13 protein-coding genes and 1 pseudogene are annotated in these 20,925 nt (G+C 41.2%); 3 read left to right on the top strand and 11 right to left on the bottom strand.

The window, feature by feature from the left end; genetic code table 11:
• Window positions 1–14: 14 nt before the first annotated feature.
• From BLS33_RS05910 to BLS33_RS05895, 4 genes are all read right to left on the bottom strand, one after another.
• Window positions 15–1,535 carry a SusD/RagB family nutrient-binding outer membrane lipoprotein gene (locus BLS33_RS05910; RefSeq protein WP_089886520.1) on the bottom strand — a complete coding sequence of 507 codons (1,521 nt, stop codon included), beginning with the start codon at window positions 1,533–1,535 and terminating at the stop codon, window positions 15–17.
• A gap of 17 nt (window positions 1,536–1,552) precedes the next feature.
• A complete protein-coding gene (locus BLS33_RS05905; protein ID WP_176801345.1) occupies window positions 1,553–5,140 on the bottom strand; it encodes a SusC/RagA family TonB-linked outer membrane protein in 3,588 nt (1,195 codons plus the stop codon).
• Window positions 5,141–5,300: 160 nt separating this feature from the next.
• Entirely contained in the window at window positions 5,301–6,488 is a 1,188-nt protein-coding gene (locus tag BLS33_RS05900; RefSeq protein ID WP_089886516.1) for a FecR domain-containing protein, read from the bottom strand.
• 152 nt (window positions 6,489–6,640) lie between these two features.
• Window positions 6,641–7,252, bottom strand: a complete 612-nt coding sequence (locus tag BLS33_RS05895) for an RNA polymerase sigma-70 factor (protein WP_089886514.1) — start codon at window positions 7,250–7,252, stop codon at window positions 6,641–6,643.
• 411 nt (window positions 7,253–7,663) lie between these two features.
• On the opposite strand from BLS33_RS05895, the gene BLS33_RS05890 reads away from it, so the two are divergent.
• The 3 genes from BLS33_RS05890 to pbfA are packed head-to-tail and all read left to right on the top strand — an operon-like array spanning window position 7,664 to window position 10,732.
• Window positions 7,664–9,016: an alkaline phosphatase family protein gene (locus tag BLS33_RS05890; protein WP_176801344.1), complete on the top strand. Its 1,353-nt coding sequence runs from the start codon at window positions 7,664–7,666 to the stop codon at window positions 9,014–9,016.
• Entirely contained in the window at window positions 8,977–9,324 is a 348-nt protein-coding gene (locus BLS33_RS05885; RefSeq protein ID WP_089886511.1) for a PA14 domain-containing protein, read from the top strand. The genes BLS33_RS05890 and BLS33_RS05885 overlap by 40 nt, the downstream gene beginning before the upstream one ends.
• Window positions 9,325–9,382: 58 nt before the next feature.
• Window positions 9,383–10,732: a (R)-1-hydroxy-2-aminoethylphosphonate ammonia-lyase gene (gene pbfA / locus BLS33_RS05880; protein WP_089886509.1), complete on the top strand. Its 1,350-nt coding sequence runs from the start codon at window positions 9,383–9,385 to the stop codon at window positions 10,730–10,732.
• Window positions 10,733–10,874: 142 nt separating this feature from the next.
• Here the strand turns inward: pbfA and BLS33_RS05875 are convergent.
• The 7 genes and pseudogenes from BLS33_RS05875 to glgP all read right to left on the bottom strand — a co-directional run.
• Window positions 10,875–12,155, bottom strand: a pseudogene (locus BLS33_RS05875) (efflux RND transporter periplasmic adaptor subunit); the annotation flags it as partial.
• A gap of 48 nt (window positions 12,156–12,203) precedes the next feature.
• A complete protein-coding gene (locus tag BLS33_RS05870; RefSeq protein WP_089886505.1) occupies window positions 12,204–12,695 on the bottom strand; it encodes a DUF305 domain-containing protein in 492 nt (163 codons plus the stop codon).
• 114 nt (window positions 12,696–12,809) lie between these two features.
• Window positions 12,810–13,373 (bottom strand): DUF3347 domain-containing protein, encoded by a 564-nt coding sequence (locus BLS33_RS05865; protein WP_089886503.1) that lies wholly within the window; start codon window positions 13,371–13,373, stop codon window positions 12,810–12,812.
• Between the two features lie 43 nt (window positions 13,374–13,416).
• Window positions 13,417–14,643 carry a TolC family protein gene (locus tag BLS33_RS05860; RefSeq protein ID WP_089886501.1) on the bottom strand — a complete coding sequence of 409 codons (1,227 nt, stop codon included), beginning with the start codon at window positions 14,641–14,643 and terminating at the stop codon, window positions 13,417–13,419.
• A complete protein-coding gene (locus BLS33_RS05855; protein WP_089886499.1) occupies window positions 14,640–18,407 on the bottom strand; it encodes an efflux RND transporter permease subunit in 3,768 nt (1,255 codons plus the stop codon). Before BLS33_RS05855 ends, BLS33_RS05860 begins: the two co-directional genes overlap by 4 nt.
• A 106-nt stretch (window positions 18,408–18,513) precedes the next feature.
• The gene (locus BLS33_RS05850; protein WP_089887091.1) at window positions 18,514–18,936 is read right to left on the bottom strand and encodes an HYC_CC_PP family protein; all 423 of its coding nucleotides are present in this window, start codon (window positions 18,934–18,936) and stop codon (window positions 18,514–18,516) included.
• 311 nt (window positions 18,937–19,247) lie between these two features.
• Complete coding sequence (gene glgP, locus BLS33_RS05845; RefSeq protein WP_089886497.1) at window positions 19,248–20,885, bottom strand: alpha-glucan family phosphorylase; 1,638 nt, start codon at window positions 20,883–20,885, stop codon at window positions 19,248–19,250.
• Window positions 20,886–20,925 lie beyond the last annotated feature (40 nt).

Below are 20,925 nucleotides of genomic sequence, written 5' to 3'. Positions count from 1 at the left end.
ATTGTTTTTTTGAATTAATCGACATCCCACCACACTGGGGTTGTAAGATCGTCTGGGCCACCCAATAATTCGACACCCTCATTATAGTTTTCAAGGTTCAGGCGTTGCTCATCGGCTGGATACAGGTATCTAACCGGAATATACCCTACACTATTTGGCCCCGGTGTAATCTCGGGAACCCCAACTCTTCGCCAATGTGACCATGCTTCTGACCCGACTAAGAATAACGAAAGCCATTTCTGAATATAGATTTTATTCAATTTATCTTGTTGGGTTCCTGTATAGGCCACACTATCTTGGGTGTAATAGGTAGTTGGTGGAATCACTTCGTTCGCGGTAGGCAGTACAAAGTGCTCGGGTATGCGTGAAGCATAATAATCAAATTGGTTTCGTACGCCATTTAAATAGTAGGTTTCCGCTGTACCGGAAGTTATATAGCCCAGTTCACGAGCTTCGGCAAGAATAAATTGTAACTCCGAATACGACATCAAGATACTTTGCGCCGCGTTCTCCGATGCCATATCGGGCGCAAACTGCTGTGGTGCCCAAAGGAGACCGATGGCCGAATGATTTGCCGACCCCCCATTCCACTGTTCAATGTCTTGAATACCATTGGGGACTCCCCCATATTCGGGAGTGTCGGTGTTTGCCGAAGCTGGTGTGGGCATTGCGAAAACGGTCAAGCGTGGATCGTTCATCGATTTTAAAATGGCCTCCATTGTGGTCGACAATCTTGATGATGAAGCCCAATCGCTGACATTACCGCGAAATGATGGATGTTCATTGCCCAAATCGGTTAGGTACTGTAGTGCTGCCTGATCTTCATCGGAAGTAAAAATAGGATACGTCGTAGGGTTGCCTAAAATTTGCTGCATTTCGGCAGATGGGTCTTTTCTGCCCGATTGACGCAGTAGAATTCGCAGCCGAAGACCATTGGCAAATTTTTTCCATCCAGTGATGTCACCGTTGTACAAAATATCGCCGAGAACCAATTCATTGGTACTTCCCAAAAGCTGATTGGCCGTTTCCAATTCACTCAAAATTCCGGCATAAACCATTTCTTGGGAATCGTATTCGGGAAAATTGATATCGTCTTGTGCCTTGCCAGCCTCGGTATAGGGAATTGCACCAAAATTATCGGTAATCCCCTGAAAGAGCCACGCTCTCATCACCATGGCGACTCCCTTGTAATTGGCAAGTCCTTGCTCTTCGGAAATTGCAATCAACTTATCAAGGTCTTTTATTTTATCGTAATTGCTCCAAAAGAAACGGTCGGAATCTAATCGAGTCCAATCTAAAAAGGTACTGGCAAACTGATTGGCGACTTGATCCGAAACAACGGCAAATCTATCAAATGAATTGTCCCAGTTTCGGTTCGAGGTTTCCCTGATTATACTGGGCAGTAAAAGTCCGGGATTTGTCAAGCGATCCGCTTGATTCGGATTGGTGTTGATTTCCTCGAAATCTTTGGTGCATGAAAAGAGCAGCAGCATAGTGCATAGCCCGATTATTATGTTTGAAAGTATATTTTTCATGATGCTTTTTTAAATGATTAAAATTTCAGGCTCAAATTGATTCCCAAACTTTTAGTAGAAGGAAGGCTCATGTTTTCAAACCCCGGAACCAATCCTCCTCCGCCAGTGGCGACAGCCACCTCTGGGTCAAAATGTTGATTGCTTTTGGGTGTCCATAGGAATAAATTCCTCCCGACAATTGAAACCTGCGCATCTTTAAGAAGACTACCCAAATGTTCTTTGGGGAACCTATAGCCCAATTTGAGTTCACGAAGTTTAACATAAGTTGCATCAAACAATTGGCCTTCACTAATATGATCCAAACGTGCTTTATGAAAACTTCTCGCATCGGTGCCATACACACCTGCACTATAGGTGCCATCGGTACTCGTAGAATTCTCGACGTAGATGCCATCGACCAAAGCCGCACCAACCATATAATAAGGATCATCATATTCAGTGCCAACAGCCCTTGCCGACCTACCCTCTGCACTTTCGATCAATTGACCTGCGCCGACCGCTTTATTATAAAAACGCGATACAAATTTTCCGCCGTAGTGAACGTCTACAAGGGCCGACAGGCTAACATTCTTATAGGTAAAGGTATTTGAGGCACTTCCAATCCAATCAGGGTTTATATTTCCCAAATAAATATCTTCATCCGTACTCTCTGGAATACCGCTTGCCCCAATTATTATTTCACCGGCCAAAGGGCCACTTTCTACACGTTGGTAACCGGGACCCCAAATAGCCCCCATTCGTTCTCCGACCCTAGCTTGTATCGAAGCATCTTCTCCCGGTGCGCTTTGCGTAATAGAAGTAATACCTTCCGCCAGCTCAATTACTTCACCCTCATTCTTTGAAAAATTCAGGGAGATATCCCATTTCAATCCGTCTACAATTTGCAATGGCGTCATATTCAACATGACTTCAAAACCTCGATTTTGTATTTCACCAGCGTTGATTATGCGCCCTGCATAACTTGTTGATGCCGCCAATGGAATACTGATAATCTGGTTTTTCGAAGTTGTATTGTAATATGTAAAATCTAAACCGATACGGTTATTAAAGAATCGTAGATCGGTACCAATTTCATAGGTAGTGATACTTTCAGGCTTTAGATTGTTGTTTTTCAAACTGGAACCACTTGCCAATGCATAGACACTGCCCCATGGTTGTTGAAAATTAAAGGTGTCGTACAGATTGTAGGGTTCAGTGTCGCTACCTACTTGAGCAGCGCCCAATCGAAGCTTGGCCAATGTTACCCAATCGGGCATCGATAGTGCCTTATCCAGCAAAGCGCTAAAAGAGACAGAGGGATAAAAATATGAGTTGTTCTCAGCAGGCAGCGTACTTGACCAATCATTTCGCGCCGTAATATCTAAGTAGAACATACTCAGGTAATCGAACTGGGCAAAGGCATAAAAACTATTAATAGCCTTTTCGCTGTTCGATGCATTGATAACTACGTCTGATGCGCTATTGGACAACGAATATACATCTGGCACCAACAATTCAGGGGCTAGAGCCAATCTATATCTGGTACTCCGTTTCATTTGGTTACCACCAACGGAAACGTTATAATTAAAATCTTGGCCGATGCTATTGTTGTAACGTAATAAGAAATCGTAATTCCGTTCTTCAAAAAACTGAGATACTTCTTGATACCTTCCGTTTTCATAACCTACAGTACTCAGCGCCCATTGCATGGGTCGAAAATCATTATATACATCGGTACCACCGCGTAGCATAAGTGATAAATGATCGGTGAAATCATAATTTAAGCTTATGTTTCCAAACAACCGGTGTTTATCTTGTCCTTTGGTGTTCTCATATTGATAGAAGAAGGGATTGTTATGGTTTTCACCATAGTTGTATTGAAACTGTCTTGTTCCTTCAAAACCCTCTTGCCAATAATCCCTAAGAGAATTGATATCCATATTACGCACAGACCAGTTCATAAAATACATCAGCGAATTACGGCCGTACCCTGTTTCTGGTCTATTGGTACTCGTTGTATTCACATAGTTCATTGAAGCGTCGACACTAAACTTGTCGGTAAACTTATAACTACCTCGGAGTGCAACAGTATTTCTTTGAAGATCATTGTTTGGTACAATACCCGTTTGGTCTACGTTCGTATACGAGAGTCTATAATTTCCTTTTTCGTTCCCTCCCGTAAGGGCCACATTATTAAAGTAGGTGCGACCTGTGGTAAAAAAATCACGAATATTGTTGGGGTAGGAAATCCAAGGAGTAGGTATAACCTCTCCTCTATTTGGGTTGGCAACATCGCCCCCACGCATACGCCCTAAAGTAGGAGACTGAAATTGTCTTTCGAGCGTGCCTACATTCAACCGTGGCCCCCAACTTTCGTCATAGCCATCGCGAATGCCGCTTGGGTAAATAGACCAATCGGCCCCGAAGTTCGACCCTTCATAATTTCCATTGGCTCCGCCCCCAAATTGATCCTGGAATTTTGGAAGCCGTAGTAAACTTTCCATTGTCGTGCCTGTTGTCACGCTTACTCCAAGTCCTTGACTATCTTCGCCTGTCTTAGTGGTGATTACAATTACCCCATTCGCAGCACGTGAGCCATAGAGTGCCGAGGCCGCCGGCCCTTTAAGAACAGTTACCGACTCGATATCGGCGGGGTTTATTTCCGCAGAACTATTGCCATAATCGGAAGTTGTTGAATTGCTCGTTCCTGCATTTCCTATCGGAATCCCATCTATTACGTACAGTGGCTCATTTCCATTAAAATTAAGTGAACTTTCGCCCCTGATGATAATTCTAGATGACGATCCTACGGCACCGGAAGATGATATGTTCACGCCGGCGACCTTACCAGAAAGAGAATTCACAAAATTGGTTTCACGAGCTTCGTTCAAATCATCACCCTGAATTTCTTGAACAGCATACCCTAATCCTTTTTTATCGCGACTAATGCCTAAAGCGGTTACCACCACTTCATCAAGGCTTGCGGAACTTTCTTTCAACCGTATACTGAGCGTCGTCTGACCATTGCTCGGCACTTCGATAGTCGCAAAACCGATGTATGAAACAATCAAAATGGCATTAGAATCACTGACGGCAATAGTGAAATTTCCATCAAAATCGGTTTGGGTACCGTTGGTGGTTCCTTTTTCAACAATGCTTGCCCCGGGTAATGGATTACCGTCTTCGTCCGATACCGTCCCTGTTATATCAGCCTGCAACACACTCTCTTCTTCGTTCTTGGTGTAGTTCAACCCTTGCGGAACACTTTTTTTAAACAGAAATATCTGAAGACCTATTACATTAAAGGCTGTTTCCGTTTTTTTAAAAATATCATTGACAATGGTAGTTACCAATTGGTCACGAACAGCGACATTCACTTTTCGATTTAAATCGACATCATTGATTTTATAGGCAAATCTAAAATCGGTACCGCCCTCTATCTGGTCAAGCACGGTTTTTACGGTGACATCTTGCAAGTTCAAAGTAATCTTGGTACGCTGCGAATATGTCGTACTTGCCTGCAATGAAAAAAAGGCGGCAAACATTACAAGAGTGCTTATTTTCATCTTAAAATACAGTTTACTTAAAGACCCGGACCTTCCTCTAGTCTTAAGAAGTTTTTTCATATTTTTATGGTGTTTTAAAAGTGGTTGTTTTTTAGGCCACATCTTCGAAATCGGGGAATGCTGGCACATTTCCCGATTCTTTTATGAAGTTGGCGTTCTGTTCTGTATTTACTTTGGTGCGTTTTGGTTTTTTATATCATAGGCGATTTACTATTGGTTCTTATTTTATAGTTATTTCTCTTCCGTTATTGCTAATTTCAAGAGCATAGGTAGTTTTAAAAAACTGCAAAACCGTATCGATAGGTGCTTTTCTAAAGCTTGCGTTAAATTTTTCCTTTGCCAAGGAAACATTTTTATTGGTAATGGAAACGTTGTAGTTACGCTCCATTTTTTTGAGAATATTTTCAAACGTCATATTTCGAAATATTAGATCACCATGAATCCATGAGGTATAAATTTCGGTGTTGACTTTTTCAGTAGCAATACTACCTTCTTCTTTTGAGAAGCTCCCCTTATGGCCCGGCGTCAACATGGTTGTATTTTTTCCGCCGAACTTTTCAGTCGAATCATACAGCCCGACCGAACCCTCGACCAATACGACATCGGTTACATCATCTTCGGCATAATTTGAAACATTAAACTTGGTTCCTAAAACGCGTACGTTGAGCTTTGCTGCATTAATAATAAATGCACTTTTCTTATTTTTTGTGACATCAAAAAAAGCTTCTCCATCTAAGAATACCTGTCTTTCTTTTCCTGGCAAGAATTTTACCGGATACTTTAAGGAAGTCCCGGCATTTAAGTATGCCGTTGTACCATCTGATAAAAGCAGTTCGAATTTCTTGCCAAACGGGACCTTTAAGGTGTTGAATACCAATTCTTCAGTAACAGCCAAACTATCATAAATCAATCGGTTCCCCATTTGTTTCCCTATCACCTGGCCTTTTGCGTCAGTTACTTGTGAATTGCCGTTTTCTGAGATAACCTCGATATTTCCATTCTGCAATTGTAGCGTAATCGCTTCTGGGCTAGATGTAAAATCTACAGATTTCTTAGAATCTATAGTAAGGGATGAGTGGTAGAAAAAGGGAATGGCCAAGAATCCGATTAAGACAGCTGCGGCAACAGTGGTGTACTTCCAAATTTTTCTTTTGCGATTCGTTCGGTTCGATTTGATTGCCTCTTGTTTCTTTCCAGCTGCGATTATGCATTTAAAAATCGCATCGGCATCTTGTACATCTAGAATTTCATGCGTCGACAACAACGCATTTATTTCCTCTACCGCCGGCAAATCTTCTACAGAAGCATTTTCCTTAAAATAAGAAATTAGCTCAGCTATTTCTTCTGGTGTACACCTGTTCAAAGCAAACTTCTGCAGTACTCCTTTTATTTCTTTTTTGTTATACATTAACGTTTTCTATATATACAGTACAGTTGAAAAAGGGAAAAGTACTATGGTCTAGTCACTTTTTTTCTAAATAAAAAATATTGTGTAATGAATGAGTTCAAAGACCTTGAAGATTGAAACCGAAGAAAAAGTGATCTTTACGCTTGGTCTATCTAGTTTGAGAGCTGCCATAACGCAACTAATGCAAGCGTGAAATCGGCATTTGCTTGAAGAAAATTCCTGACGAGTGCCAAAGATTTGCTCATCTGGTTTTTTACGGTACTAACGGAAATTCCCAGTTCACTACTGATTTCTTGGTAGCTTTTTGACTCTTCCCGTGACATATTAAAAATTATTCTTTGTTTTGGAGAAAGTCCCTCAATGGCCCTTTTTCTCATCGACTCGTATTCTGCATCTTGAATTTGACGGTCTATGGGGTTATGGAATTTTTGAGTTTTCTGAAATATGGCAAGCCGCAGATTACGGTCATTGACCGCTTTTTGTAAGAAATTAAAGGAAAGATTTCTGGTAATTGTAAAAAGGAAAGATTTAAAAGAAAGCTCCGGGTTTAAATTTTCACGATGTAGCCAAACTTTCATAAATACATCTTGAACAATTTCCTTGGCATTGGCGGAAGACTTGAGTAAACTGAGGCTATAGGAATAGACGTCCTTACGATACATTTCAAAAAGTGCCCGGAAAGCTTTTTCATTTCCTTTAGAAAGTTCTATAACCAATAGACTTTCTGACTCCCCCCTTGTAACCAACTTTCCTTTTAGTGGCATTGATTTCTTTGTATAGATTAAGAACTCCCTTCAATCTCAGGAATATCATTTGACGTACTGCATAAAAGTATAGAATCTATATTTTTTTTTCTACAATTCCCCTTTGGCAACACCCATTGATAAGATTTATTTAATAAATGCATTACAGTTTAATAACAACTCCCCCAAATTAAAAATAATTTAAGTATCGGGGCTCCATATGTGTCTTCCACTATGTGTTGATGGGCTTAAATAATTTAAAAAAACATGCCGAAAGAACTTTTGAAACCACCCTAAATGGAAAAATTTTATTTACTAATATATAATTTTATTTACTATAAGTAATATTTTTACATCATTAAGATTACTTTTACTGTTCGTAAATCTGCTTATCTAAGGCTGCTGTGTAATTTTAGAACCTAAAAAATGATTATGAAAAAAGTAAATGGACTAAGAATTGGAACCCCACTTCTTTTAGGGCTTTTTTTATCGGTTTCTTCGTGCTCAAATCAAAAGAAGGGTATACAATCGATAGAACCCGTAAAACACGTTATCGTAATCGGTGTTGACGCCATGAGCCCCGATGGGATCACCAATGCAAACACGCCGGTAATGGACGACATCATGAAAAACGGTGCTTTCACCTTGAATGCCAGAGGCGTTTTACCTACTAGCAGCAGCACGAACTGGGCGTCGATGGTTTCAGGTGTGGGTCCGGCGCAACATGGAGTAACATCCAACGGATGGGAACGCGATGACCATACGATTCCACCAATGCGAACCGGGTTGGAAGATATTTTTCCCACGATATTCGGCGTTACCCGACAACAACGCCCTACTATTGAAATGGGTGCTATTTATACGTGGAGTGGTTTCGGTAGGCTTATTGAACGAACTGCCCTTAGTTACGATACTACCCAACCTTCTGATGAGGAGACCCTGATTAAAACCACAAAATATATAAAAGAAAAAAAGCCTGATTTTCTATTTGTCCATTTTGACGATGTTGATCATGTCGGCCATGATAAGGGGCACAAAACTTCCTATTTTTACGATGCCGTTGCTAAGGTTGACCAACAAATCGGAGAAATTATTCAGGCAACAAAAGATGCCGGCACCTTTGACGACACGGTGTTTATCATTTCAGCAGACCACGGAGGCATAGGTTATGGTCATGGTGGGGAAACCCTTGATGAACTCGAGATTCCTTTCTTACTATACGGCAAGGGGGTAAAGCCTGGCTATTTAATAAAGAATACCGTATATACTTATGACAATGCCGCTACAGCGGCCAGTTTACTAGGTGTAAATCAGCCTTATGCATGGATTGGAAAACCCGTTCAAAGTGCTTTTACAGGTTTCCCCGAACCCGATTTAGGAGAGCAGAAAGTTCAAATTGCAAGCCCCGTAATCTTTCCGAAACCGAACCTTTATGATTTGGCAGGCGGTTTATATATCGATGAGCTTCCCATAGTAAAAATGGAAGTAAGAAACAATTCAGAAATCAGATATACGACCGACGGATCTGTACCGACCATAAATTCAGAACTTTATACGGGTCCCTTCGAATTGTCACAAAGTGCCGTTGTTATGGCCAAAGCGTTTATTGGCGAACAGCAAGAAAGCAACGTAACTACCGCCTATTTTAGACTTGTGAAGAAGAATTCAAAAAATGGTGTTCGGTACACCTACTACGAAGGTGAGAATTGGAAGTTCCTTCCGGTTTTTGAAAATATGAAACCACTATCCGAAGGAAAAAATACGAATTCAGAATCGATGATATAAATACGAAAGACAACCAATTCGGTATACAGTTCAAATCGTCAGTAAAAATTGTCACTACAGGCGAGTATCGCTTTTACCTCAGTTCAGATGATGGCAGCAAATTGTATATCGACGGGGAATTGGTCGTCGACAACGATGGAGGTCACGGAACTATTGAACGTATGGGAAGCATTTATTTGGAAGAAGGTATGCACCCAATTACGGTAGATTATCACAACCAAGCAGGTGGCGCATGGCTCGACGCATTTTATAAAGGACCGGGAACACCAAAACAGATAATTCCGGCCAACCTTTTATTTCTTGACTAGAAATCCCCAGCAAGACAGGGCACGAAATAATTTATAAGACAAACTCTAGTATCCAGCAATGAAAACAACTGTATCAAAAGAACAAGGAGATAATAACGCAACGGAAAAACGGAAGGACTATGTCGAAAATTTGGATGACAAGACCCGACATTGGATCGATGAGGACGCTAAATACTTTTTACATCAAGCGCTCTCGACACCCGTAATGAATGTTCTTTCAAAAACGAATGGAGCCTATATCACCGACCTTAACGGTAAAAGATATCTTGATCTGCATGGCAATGGCGTTCATAATGCGGGTTTTAGCAATCCAAAAGTAATAGAAGCGGTAAAGGCCCAATTGGATGAAAGTCTGGCATTCACTCCACGGCGCTATACCAATCTTCCGGCTATTAAACTCGCTAAGAAATTGACCGAAATCACACCTGACGGACTCGACAGGGTTCTATTCTGCCCCGGTGGGTCACAGGCCATCGAAATGGCCGTAATGCTAGCGAAGCAAGTAACGGGTAAATGGAAAACAATATCCTATTGGGATTCGTACCATGGCACAGGTTTTCAGGCTTCTAGTATAGGGGGTGAAGAGCATTTTACCGTTGGGCAGGGACCTATGGTACCCGGTGCTTTTCATGTTGAATTTCCAAATTATTATCGAAATCCATGGGGTTTTACCGACCAAGAGACCATCGATCAAGAATATTTACGACAGATTAAGAACATTATTCACCGTAACCCCGATATAGCCGCCATTATTGCCGAACCCATTTCGGCAACACCTGTTGTACCCTCTTATGCCTATTGGCAGCAGATTCAAGACCTTTGCGAACAATATAATATTTTATTGATTTTCGATGAAATTATTGAGGGTTTCGGAAGAACCGGAAAAATGTTCGCTTCAGAGCATTTTGTTACTCCTGATGTGCTTGTTATGGGAAAATCTTTAGGTGGTGGGTTGGTACCCTTTGCCGGAATCGTCACCAAAGAAAAATATAATACACTTCAACACCGATCTATCGGCCATTTCACACATGAAAAGAATCCGCTTTGTTCCGCTGCAGGGTTAGCTGAAATCAACTACATCGAAGAACACAACTTAGTGGAAAATGCCGCGGAACTCGGAGATTACCTAATGGAACAATTGGCCGAATTAAAAGAAATCTATCCGCTCATCGGAAATATTGCGGGCAAGGGCTTTCATATTGGAATCGATTTGGTCAAAGACAGAAAGACAAAAGTAAGAGCGGTCGAAGAGGCAGAACAATTGATGTATGATTGCTTTGAACAAGGCGTAGCCTTTAAAATAATTGAAGGCAACATCATAACTTTAAGACCATCATTAATTTTAACCAAAGATGATTGTGACTTTATCATTTCGACTTTGAAAAATGCATTAAAAAAATTCACGTAATCGCATTTGCATAACTATTAGTGCTCCAAGGCATCCTTTCAACAACGAAAAGCAGCAAGAGACAGTGCAGCATTTTGCAATTCTAGCCGACTGATCGTGGTCAAAATTTATTTCAAACTCCCTTAATATCAACTTATTCCATCTCCATTCCCGTATGGCCTTCATGGCCTGTCACGGTTTTTCCACCCGCATCGTTCATCATTGATTTTTTACCCTGTAACTGTGCCGCTGCATCAACGGTAAAAGTTCCATTGGTAACGATTTCGTCTCCTATCCTTAAACCTGAAAGAATTGCATAACCTTTGCCTACGACCTCACCTAAAGTGACTACCCGCATTTCAAAAATAGAATTGTTTTGGTCCGATTTTACATATACCACCGAGCGCTCCCCTGTCCATAGTACAGCGCTCTCCGGAATGATAATCGTTTCATCTTTTTTGTTGGCTGATAGCATCAAAGAACCAGCCACAAACATTCCAGGTTTTAATTGTCCGTTCGAATTTTGTAGTACGGCCCGAACTTCAACTGTTCTAGTCGCTGAATTTAAAACGGGGTTTATAAAAGAAATCTTGGCATCGAATTTCTTGTCGGGATACGACTTGGCCACAATCGTGACATGCTGATTCTCCTTTAAAAGTGAAACTTGATTTTCATACACATCAAAGATGGCCCAGACACTACTCAAATTAGCTATTTTAAACAATGGGGCACCCTTTTTTATATAATCGCCGGCTTCTACCATAATTTCGGTAACCGTGCCGGAAACATTTGCATACACCGGAAAATTCTCGCGAACCTCGCCTGACATCTCTATCTGATCTATCTGTTTATCGGAGAGTTTCCACAATTTCAACTTGTTACGCACCGCCTTATATAAAGCAGGTTGGGACCCTTTAAGACCTGCTGCCGTTATCAATTCTTGTTGTGCCGAAACTAGTTCTGGGGCATAAATAGTTGCCAGTTGCTGCCCACTCTTGACTTCCTCACCCTCGAAGTTGATAAACAGTTTTTCAATTCGCCCGCCAAAATAAGCAGCCTGGGTAGCCGCGGCTTTTTCATTTTGCACTATGGTTCCCGATAGTTTTAGAATGTTGTCCTCAGTTGTACCAGAACTTACTTTCGTAGTCCTAATATCAGCCAAAGCCAACGCATTTTTGGTCATTCTAAATTGTTCCATGGCCAAACCATCGGCTCCGGATTCTGCAGGAATCAAATCCATACCACAGATGGGACAATCACCAGGTTCGGACTGTAAAATCTGTGGATGCATTGAGCATGTCCACATTTGTCCCGATTCGATTTCCTGGTTATGGTCATGCGTTGCTGCGTCTTTATTATTTTCAGCGTTCCCCGATGCAATAAGCCAACCGGCCACCATACCGAAAATGATTGCCACACCGATATATAGGATGTTCTTTTTCATAACTTGTTTAGTTTAATTAAATAGACCTGATGCCCCTTGCTCAAACTTTTATTTGCCTTCAAGGCGCTTAATCATCATCTTCATTTCTTCGATTTCCTTTTTTTGCGCTTTGATGATATCGTTTGCTAATTTTTTTACCTCAGGGTCTTCGATCGCCGCTCGTTCACTCGTCAGAATTGCTATGGAGTGGTGTGGAATCATGGCCTTCATCCACAACACATCACCAATTATGGGCTTCTGCGCACGTACCAACGCCAATGCCCCTACAAAGAGCACCAAACTACCTACAAGAATGGCGATGTTCTTTTTCTTGTCTTTATACATTTTCAACATAAAAAGTAGCATAATAACGGCCATAGTCGAAATACCCAAACACGTCATATAAAATCGGGTAAGACTAAAGTATACATGATCGATTTGATAGGTGTTTAGATACATGGTAATGTACATCGCCACAAAAGACGCTCCCAACATCAGGAAAAATTTAGTGTAGCTACTACTTTTCATGTTTTTATGATTCATTTCCTTGTTATTTTCCATTGTTTTTGGTTTTAGGATTACTGATTCATTTTCTTCAATATTCAGGGTATTGACAATGCCTGTAAAGGGAAAGGACTAACCATTATTCCCTTTCCCAAAACAGGACTTATATCATCAGATTTCTTCTACGACCTTGCCACATTTCAGCATTTTTTTGCCGTAATATGGATTCTGGATTTCTTTTACATTTGAAATCCAATAACCGCCCTTTCCGGAAAAAGCCATTGGGCAGAATTGCTTATAAATCGTCCCCTCCGAAATGGATTCCTTGATTAGAGGCTCAACTATTGCGTTCATTTCGGAAAATAGTTCTCGTTGCTCCTCAAGATTATCGGTAGCTGCCATGGCAAGGGCCATTGACCTCAAGCCTTCCTGTTCTTCCGTAAAATTTTCCACTAGTTTCTTAGCCACAGCTTGCACCTCACCAGCGCCAGAATCGACCAATGCCGCTCGTATCTTTTGATAATCGCTGAAAACCTTTTCTGCCATTGAATCTGAAAAAGAGGCTTTTGAGGTAGCTTCCGAATTCCCCTTTGTTTGTTCAAATTGAGTTCCAGTATCGCCCTTCACTTCTGGTTTTTCTTTCTTTTCTACACATGATGCCATAGAAATAATTGCGGCCATCATTAAAGCTAAATTTTTGTTTCCGTTCATAAGGTTTGTTTTTTGGATTTTCATATTTATAAAAATTTAAATTATGTTTTGATTTTCAATACATTAATCATTTTGGCTGTTCATCAACCAGATAATTGATGGTCGCCATTTGCGAATAGTAATTTTTAACCGCATCTATTTGATTTATTTGAAACTTTAATTGCAATTCTTGAATGTCGAGCACATCGTTAAAGTCAATGGTGCCTGTTTCGTAATTCTTGATAAGTATTTCTTCTGCATCTCTGGCATGTTTCAAATTTTCGAGCTGGATTTTGTATTTGATGCGAGAAGCATCACGATTGTTGATTGCCCTATTCAAAATCGATTCCAGTAGATTGCGGCGATTGGCTTTTTGCGCATTGATTTCTGCTTGTCGCAGTTCGTTCTGAATTGAACGTGATTTATATTTATTGTTGAAAATGGGAATGGAAAGCGAAACCATAGGCATGAAAATATCCTTTCCATTATCGGTAAAAGTCATTTCTGGCCTTTCTGCAACCGCAATATAATCTAGCCCAAAACCTAAATTTGGATCAGCCTCCTTTTGGTTCAGAACCTCGGACTGTTCAATAGATTGATATAACCTATCGTATTTTTCCAATTCAGGATGTACTCCAATTTCCGTTACGGTCTGTACATAGTCATTATCGATAAAAAGACTATCGACTACCTCAACATCCAACGACTCATCACGGTTCAACAGATTATTAAAAACACTTCTTTCCGATAGCAGCACTTGTTGCAATACTTCCTTTTGCTCCTTCAATTCATTTTGACGAATTTGCAAGCGAAGTACGTCTACGGCGGAGGCATTGCCCACCTCCACAGCGGTCAGCGCCAATTGCTCATACGTCTTTAGAAGTTTGCTGTTTTCCTCTAGAACCTCGGTCTTTCTCTTAATAGCATAGTATTTATAATATGATTGCGACACCGACAACCTTAGTTTTCTTTTTGTGATGGCAATGTCTAAGTAATCGACTTCAGCCAAAGAACTGGCATAATTCTCCCTAGCGGTTATGGTGCCGAACCATGGCAGCATCTGTTTTATAGAAAATTTTGCTTTTTGTGCCCCGGTTCGTGTTTCTGGTTCACTGACAAAAAACCCGGCACTCATCTCTGAATCAGACAAACTGTTGGCCTCAGCTACTTTTTCTTTCGAGATATTGTATCTTATTTCAAAAGCCTGCACCTCCGGGTTGTTTGTCTCCGCTACGTCAATATACGATTGCAAGGTCTGCCCTTGTGCCAAGCTGACGCCTAACAAACCTATAACTGTGACTAGTACTTTTTTCATCGATTATCTCTTTTAAGTTGCCACTCACTTTTCCAACTGTATAGCACAGGAACCACTAACAGTGTTATCAGTGCAATCAGCATTCCACCAAACGATGGAATGGCCATCGGAATCATAATATCACTTCCCCGGCCCGTGGAAGTCAACACAGGTAATAGTGCCAATAGGGTAGTGGCTGTAGTCATTAAACAGGGTCGTATTCGTTTTTCACCAGCCTCTACGACCGACGCCCGAATAGTTTCCAGACTTTTCGGCTTGTTTCGTTCAAAAGTCTGCGTTAAATATGTGGCCATGACCACCCCATCATCGGTGGCAATACCGAAAAGGGCAATAAAACCGACCCATACGGCTACGCTCAGGTTAATGGGATGCATCTGGAATAGATCCCGCAGATTTTCCCCGAAGAAATTGAAATTTAAAAACCAACTTTGGCCATAGCCCCATATCATCAAAAATCCTCCTGCAAAGGCTACGGCAATTCCTGTAAATACCATTAAGGAAGTGCTCACTGAGCGGAATTGAAAATACAGGATTAGAAAAATAATGCCCAGAGCCAAGGGTACGACCACTGAAAGCGTTTTTTCCGCCCTTAGCTGATTCTCATAGGTTCCTGTGAATTGATAACTGATACCCTTCGGCACGACGAGTTGCCCGTTGTCGATTCTTTGTTGGATAACTGCCTGGGCGTTTTCCACAACGTTCACCTCCGCATAACCATCAAGCTTATCAAAAAGCACATAGCCCACTAAAAAGGTGTCTTCGCTTTTGATGACCTGCGGTCCTTTCTCATAGCGTATGCTAACCAATTCGCTCAATGGAATAGGACTACCACTTGCTACGGGCACATGGATTTTTTTAATGTCCGTCGGATTTTCGCGAAGTTCTCTAGGGTATCTCACACGAACCCCATAACGTTCCCTTCCCTCAACGGTCTGGGTCAAAGTCATACCACCTACCGCAACTTCTAGAACGCGTTGCACATCATCTATTAGCAGGCCGTACCTTGCCAAGGCTTCTCTATCGATATCGATTAAGAGATAAGGCTTGCCCACAATTCGGTCGGCAAATACGGCCTCCTCTTTGACGCCTTCGGCCTCTTTAAGAATATTTTCCAGCTGTATCCCAAAGGCTTCGATTTGCCTTAAATCTTGTCCCTTCACCTTAATACCCATTGGGGCCCGCATTCCCGTTTGTAACATAACCAATCGTGTTTCGATTGGCTGTAGTTTGGGGGCCGATGTTACTCCAGGTAGCCGGGTTACCTTAACAATTTCGTTCCAAATATCATCGGGCGATTGAATTTCGGGCCGCCAATTGCGGAAGTATTCACCGCTTTCATCAGGAATCAGATTATCCCGGGTCACCTGAAGTTCCGTTGAAATGTCTCCTCGGTTACTCTCAACTTCACCTTCATCGACACTAGAATTTGGGTTCAAAAAGAGGTTTCCATCCTTCAGCATAAACAACCCATCGTCATCCACTCGATAACGCTGGCGTTCACCCCCTTCATTTCGCATATACTCGGTTTTGTACTGAATGATATTTTCGTACATGGACAAAGGTGCCGGATCAAGGGCAGATTCAGTTCTTCCCGCCTTGCCGACGACCGTTTCGATTTCGGGAATACTCGCCACGGCCATATCTAGCTGTTGCAAAACCCGCTTATTTTCCTCAACCCCCGAATGGGGAAGCGAAGTGGGCATCAATAGAAAGGAACCTTCGTTCAAAGAGGGCATAAACTCTTTACCTGTATGCTGCATAATCAGCACGCCAAAGGCAACTATAACCGTTGGAATAGAGAGAAACAACAACTTATTACGCAAGGCCCATCGTAATATTTGTGTATAATACTTTCTAAAAAGTATAAATACCACCAATAGCGCAAAGCATATCAAGGCTACAAAAATGAGATTCATGAATATGCTTCGGTCAAAACCTAATGGTCGCCAATAATTCGCCAAAAGAAATACAATTGCAGCAGCAGAAATAATGACATTCAAGAGGTTTGCCTGTTTTTCGGAAAGGGAAAACCCATTAAACAAGCGTGATATCAATTCAGAATTTTTCAACGGTTTGATTGTTCCAAAAGCCACCAAGACCAACCCTAGCCAATAACCATAAACAACCGCAACAAGCCCTGTAACTATAAGTACTCCGCTAATGAAATACCCCACAACGCTTCTGTCGCTTTTCTTTCTAAACAAAAAGGCGGCAAATGGGGGTATAAGAAATAAGGCCACAATTATCGATGCGGTTAACGCAAAAGTTTTGGTAAATGCCAAAGGACGAAACAATTTCCCCTCGGCTCCTATCATCGTAAAAACGGGGATAAAACTGATGATCGTAGTCATTACTGCCGTCACAATAGCACCAGAAACCTCTGCCGAAGCGTTATACACGACAGTATTTACGGGTAGTTTTTCGTTGTTTTCGTCGAGATGCCGAATGATATTCTCCGAAAGAATGACACCCACATCAACCATAGTTCCAATGGCAATAGCTATTCCTGAAAGTGCCACGATGTTGGCATCTACCCCAAAAAACTTCATGGCGACAAAAACCATGAGTACGGCGACGGGCAACAATCCGGAAATAAGAACGGAAGCTCGAAGGTTGAACACCATGATAACAATAACCAAAATGGTAATCAATATTTCCAAGGTCAGCGCTTCGTTGAGCGTTCCTAAGGTTTCTTGAATTAATTCGCTACGGTCATAGAATGGTACAATGGTCAGTTGGGAGGTACGCCCATCATCCAATACCTTGGAGGGAAGTCCTGAACTGACTTCCTTTATTTTATTCTTAACGTTATTAATAACCTCTAGAGGATTCGCTCCGTATCTAGCGACCACTACTCCCCCAACGACCTCTGCCCCTTCCTTATCGAGAATACCTCTTCGAACCGCTGGCCCAAGTGATACATTGGCAATATCTTTCACGCGGATAGAGGCATAATCTTCAACAGCGACTACGGCATTTTTAATATCCTCCAAAGATTTTATATAGCCCAAGCCCCTTACTAGATATTCCGCCTTGTTGATTTCCAGCGTTTGGGCGCCAATATCACGGTTGCTCTGTTTTACTGCATTGACCACTTGCTGTAGACTAATTCTGTACTGCTTCATCAGCTCGGGGTCTACATCAATTTGATATTCTTGAACATACCCACCAATGGAGGCTATTTCAGAAACGCCACTCGCAGCAGATAATCCATATTTCACGTAGTAATCTTGAATGCTACGTAACCCTTGCAAATCCCAGCCGCCGGTAACATTTCCGTCTCCATCACGCCCTTCAAGGGTATACCAGAAAATTTGGCCCAAACCCGTTGCGTCAGGACCCAAAGCTGGATTTACTCCCTCAGGAAGGAGATTACTTGGAAGGGAATTTAACTTTTCAATAATGCGACTGCGACTCCAATAGAATTCGACATCCTCATCAAAAATGATGTAGATGCTTGAGAAACCGAACATGGAAGAGCTCCGTATCGTCCGTACCCCCGGTATACCCAACAACGAAGTGGTCAATGGATAGGAAATCTGGTCTTCAATATCTTGCGGAGACCGCCCGGGCCATTTTGTAAAAACAATTTGTTGGTTCTCACCAATATCTGGAATCGCATCGACAGCTACGGGATTGCTCGGAAGAAAACCCGTATCCCATTTAAAAGGTGCATTGACCGTACCCCACCCCACGAATAGGAGGAGCATTAACAATGCGACCAATTTATTATCGATTAGAAATTTAATGCCTTTGTTCAGCATATAAAAAGATTATTAAACCGTTAAAAATCATGTTGGACAAAATCGCACAACAATTTTAGCCCAAGAACAGCGATGGCTGTTGGGCCTCATTTTAAAAGTTTAAAAATCAAATGATAAAAGTCTGATTTAGGACTTGAACATCCCGTATCAGTGGAGGAGGTGAATAATCTTTAAAGGGGACGACGTTCGCATCGAGCCCTTCAAAAAGGTTAATATAACTGTAAACAAAAGAAGCAACGAATAGCTGCTGATCAAAACTGAGCTTGTCAAATGAAATTTTTAAATCATCTTGCCCCTCAATAGTAACCACGACATCTGAACAGCAGTCCATATCCATTTCCACCTCCGCACATTCGTTGGAAGATTTAGACATTTCAGCCTCCATTATGCAAGTATCCAAGGTTTCAAAAAAACTAAAATCTACCAAATGGTCGCCACAATAATGCATATCCACCGAAAACGACGAAGTGGAGAATAGCACAATAAATGCCATTGAAATAGACGATATTTTACGTAAGACTTCTTTCACTGCTTGCAAAATTACAAAAATTCGAACTTACAGCGGTTTGTTTAACAGAAGTTTAGAAATCAAAGAGCCAATTTAGTATAATCTAGAAGCCGCCAGGATTTATGGAAAAATAGAGTTCAAATTGAGGTAATTACCTTCAAATACTCTTTTTCAATATATCAGGGCAAGAAACCAGAGATGTTCTTACTACCCCAAGAACATCTCTTGAATCTTCTTTTTCTGTAAAAGTGCCCTTCAAAAGTTACTTTACGAACGTATTAAAAGGCGTGTAAATTGAAACTGATAACAGTTTAGTTAGCTTTCTAGACCTATTAATACAGTTCCTGATAATACTGCTTTGCCATTCTTTCACTTGTAAATTCAGGTATGACGCCGTCAATAGCATTAAACACAATTTTGTTCCAAGCATCGGGATGGTCGTAAAAAGTAGGCAGCACTTTTTGCTCTAATATTTCATATAAATTTTTACAATCCATTTCATCTTGCTCTGCTTCGGGGAGGCTACTATCCATTTCTGGGAGCAGAAAACAGTTTTTATCATTTTTTCCGAATTCGGGCATCCATCCGTCGTTTGTGGATAGATTGATAGATCCGTTCATAGCTGCCGTCATACCACTTGTACCCGAGGCCTCATGTGTTATTCTCGGAACGTTCAACCAAATATCAGACCCCGTCTTGAGTTTTTTTGAAAGTTCAATTTCATATCCCGTCAGTACCGCAAGATTAGGATGGTTTTTGGTATGTTTTACCAAACGGTTGAATACTTCGATACCGTAAAAATCCATAGGGTACGGTTTACCGGCCCAAATGATTTGTACAGGATATTTTGTGTTGGTAACCAAACTTTCAAAACGAGCAATATCATACAATAATAAATCTGCTCTTTTGTATCCTGCAAAACGTCTGGCCCAAACGATGGTTACGACATCTGGATTGAAAATCTTACCCGTTTGATGTAATACTTCGGAAAAAAGCGATTTTTTTAGCGCTATTTTTCTTTCGACCATCGCTTTACTATCTTTATTTTGCCATGCTTTACGGATTTCTTTATCCTGCCAAAAATTTTGATCTTGGCTATTGGTTATCGGTAGTATTTCTGTGGTATTTTCGAAACCTTTCCACATTTCAGCCGAAACTTTGGCATGGAGTTTTGAAACTGCATTTGCCTTCTTTGCCATTCGAAGTGCAGATACCGTATAATTGATACCATCGCCATTTACCATCTCTTTTTGAAGCTCTTCAAATGAAAGTGTTTTTCCAAAAAATCCAAATCGATTCAAATGATGACCGTTTCTTTCTTCATTGCCGCCTTTTTCCGGTGTATGGGTCGTAAACGCTTTTTGGGCCTTTGAACCATTGTTCTGCAAATAATAAAAAGCAGGCAAGGCATGGCCCTCGTTCAAATGATACACATCGGCGCCACCCAGTGCTTCTACTATTTTTGCGCCGCCAATACCCAAAATAATACTTTGGGAAATACGTGTGTCTTCATTGGAATCATACAAACGATCTGTTATCGTTCTTGAGAGAAAGTCATTACCGGCTACGTCAGTAGTCAAAAAGTAAATGGGGGCCGTGTCAAATGTTTCCGGCTTCAATACATAGGCACGGACTTTGACCGATTCGTTGTCATGTATTTTTACTTCAACTTCCAACCCGGAATCTTCTAAAAAATTATAATTCTTTTCTATAAAATTCACTTGCAACGTTTGGTCTCTATTTCTGCCTTGATCGTAATATCCGTATTTCCATAACATACCGACCCCAATAAGGTTCTGTTTAAGATTATAGGCAGATCGCATATGCGAACCGGCCAAAAACCCTAAACCTCCAGAATAAGTCTTTAAGCCTTGATGAATACCAAACTCCATACTAAAATAGGCCGTTTTTTTATTGAATTCCTTTTCCGCCTTATACGGATGGTACCAACTTTTGTATTTGCTAGTCATATTTTTTTGGTTTTAAGGTTAATAATTAATTATAGTTAAA

The sequence above is a fragment of the Kriegella aquimaris genome (genome assembly GCF_900103215.1).
GTDB classification, from domain to species: domain Bacteria; phylum Bacteroidota; class Bacteroidia; order Flavobacteriales; family Flavobacteriaceae; genus Kriegella; species Kriegella aquimaris.
Note: the sequence above shows the minus strand (reverse complement) of the source record. Positions and strands in the feature narration are given on the sequence as shown.

What these genes read in the sequence shown, in the direction of transcription:
- BLS33_RS05890 (WP_176801344.1), top strand. Translation starts at nt 7,664, where the DNA reads ATGAAAAAAGTAAATGGACTAAGAATTGGAACCCCACTTCTTTTAGGG.
- BLS33_RS05865 (WP_089886503.1), bottom strand. Translation starts at nt 13,373, where the DNA reads ATGAAAATCCAAAAAACAAACCTTATGAACGGAAACAAAAATTTAGCT.
- glgP (WP_089886497.1), bottom strand. Translation starts at nt 20,885, where the DNA reads ATGACTAGCAAATACAAAAGTTGGTACCATCCGTATAAGGCGGAAAAG.
- BLS33_RS05855 (WP_089886499.1), bottom strand. Translation starts at nt 18,407, where the DNA reads ATGCTGAACAAAGGCATTAAATTTCTAATCGATAATAAATTGGTCGCA.
- pbfA (WP_089886509.1), top strand. Translation starts at nt 9,383, where the DNA reads ATGAAAACAACTGTATCAAAAGAACAAGGAGATAATAACGCAACGGAA.
- BLS33_RS05910 (WP_089886520.1), bottom strand. Translation starts at nt 1,535, where the DNA reads ATGAAAAATATACTTTCAAACATAATAATCGGGCTATGCACTATGCTG.
- BLS33_RS05895 (WP_089886514.1), bottom strand. Translation starts at nt 7,252, where the DNA reads ATGCCACTAAAAGGAAAGTTGGTTACAAGGGGGGAGTCAGAAAGTCTA.
- BLS33_RS05860 (WP_089886501.1), bottom strand. Translation starts at nt 14,643, where the DNA reads ATGAAAAAAGTACTAGTCACAGTTATAGGTTTGTTAGGCGTCAGCTTG.
- BLS33_RS05870 (WP_089886505.1), bottom strand. Translation starts at nt 12,695, where the DNA reads ATGGAAAATAACAAGGAAATGAATCATAAAAACATGAAAAGTAGTAGC.
- BLS33_RS05900 (WP_089886516.1), bottom strand. Translation starts at nt 6,488, where the DNA reads ATGTATAACAAAAAAGAAATAAAAGGAGTACTGCAGAAGTTTGCTTTG.
- BLS33_RS05905 (WP_176801345.1), bottom strand. Translation starts at nt 5,140, where the DNA reads ATGAAAAAACTTCTTAAGACTAGAGGAAGGTCCGGGTCTTTAAGTAAA.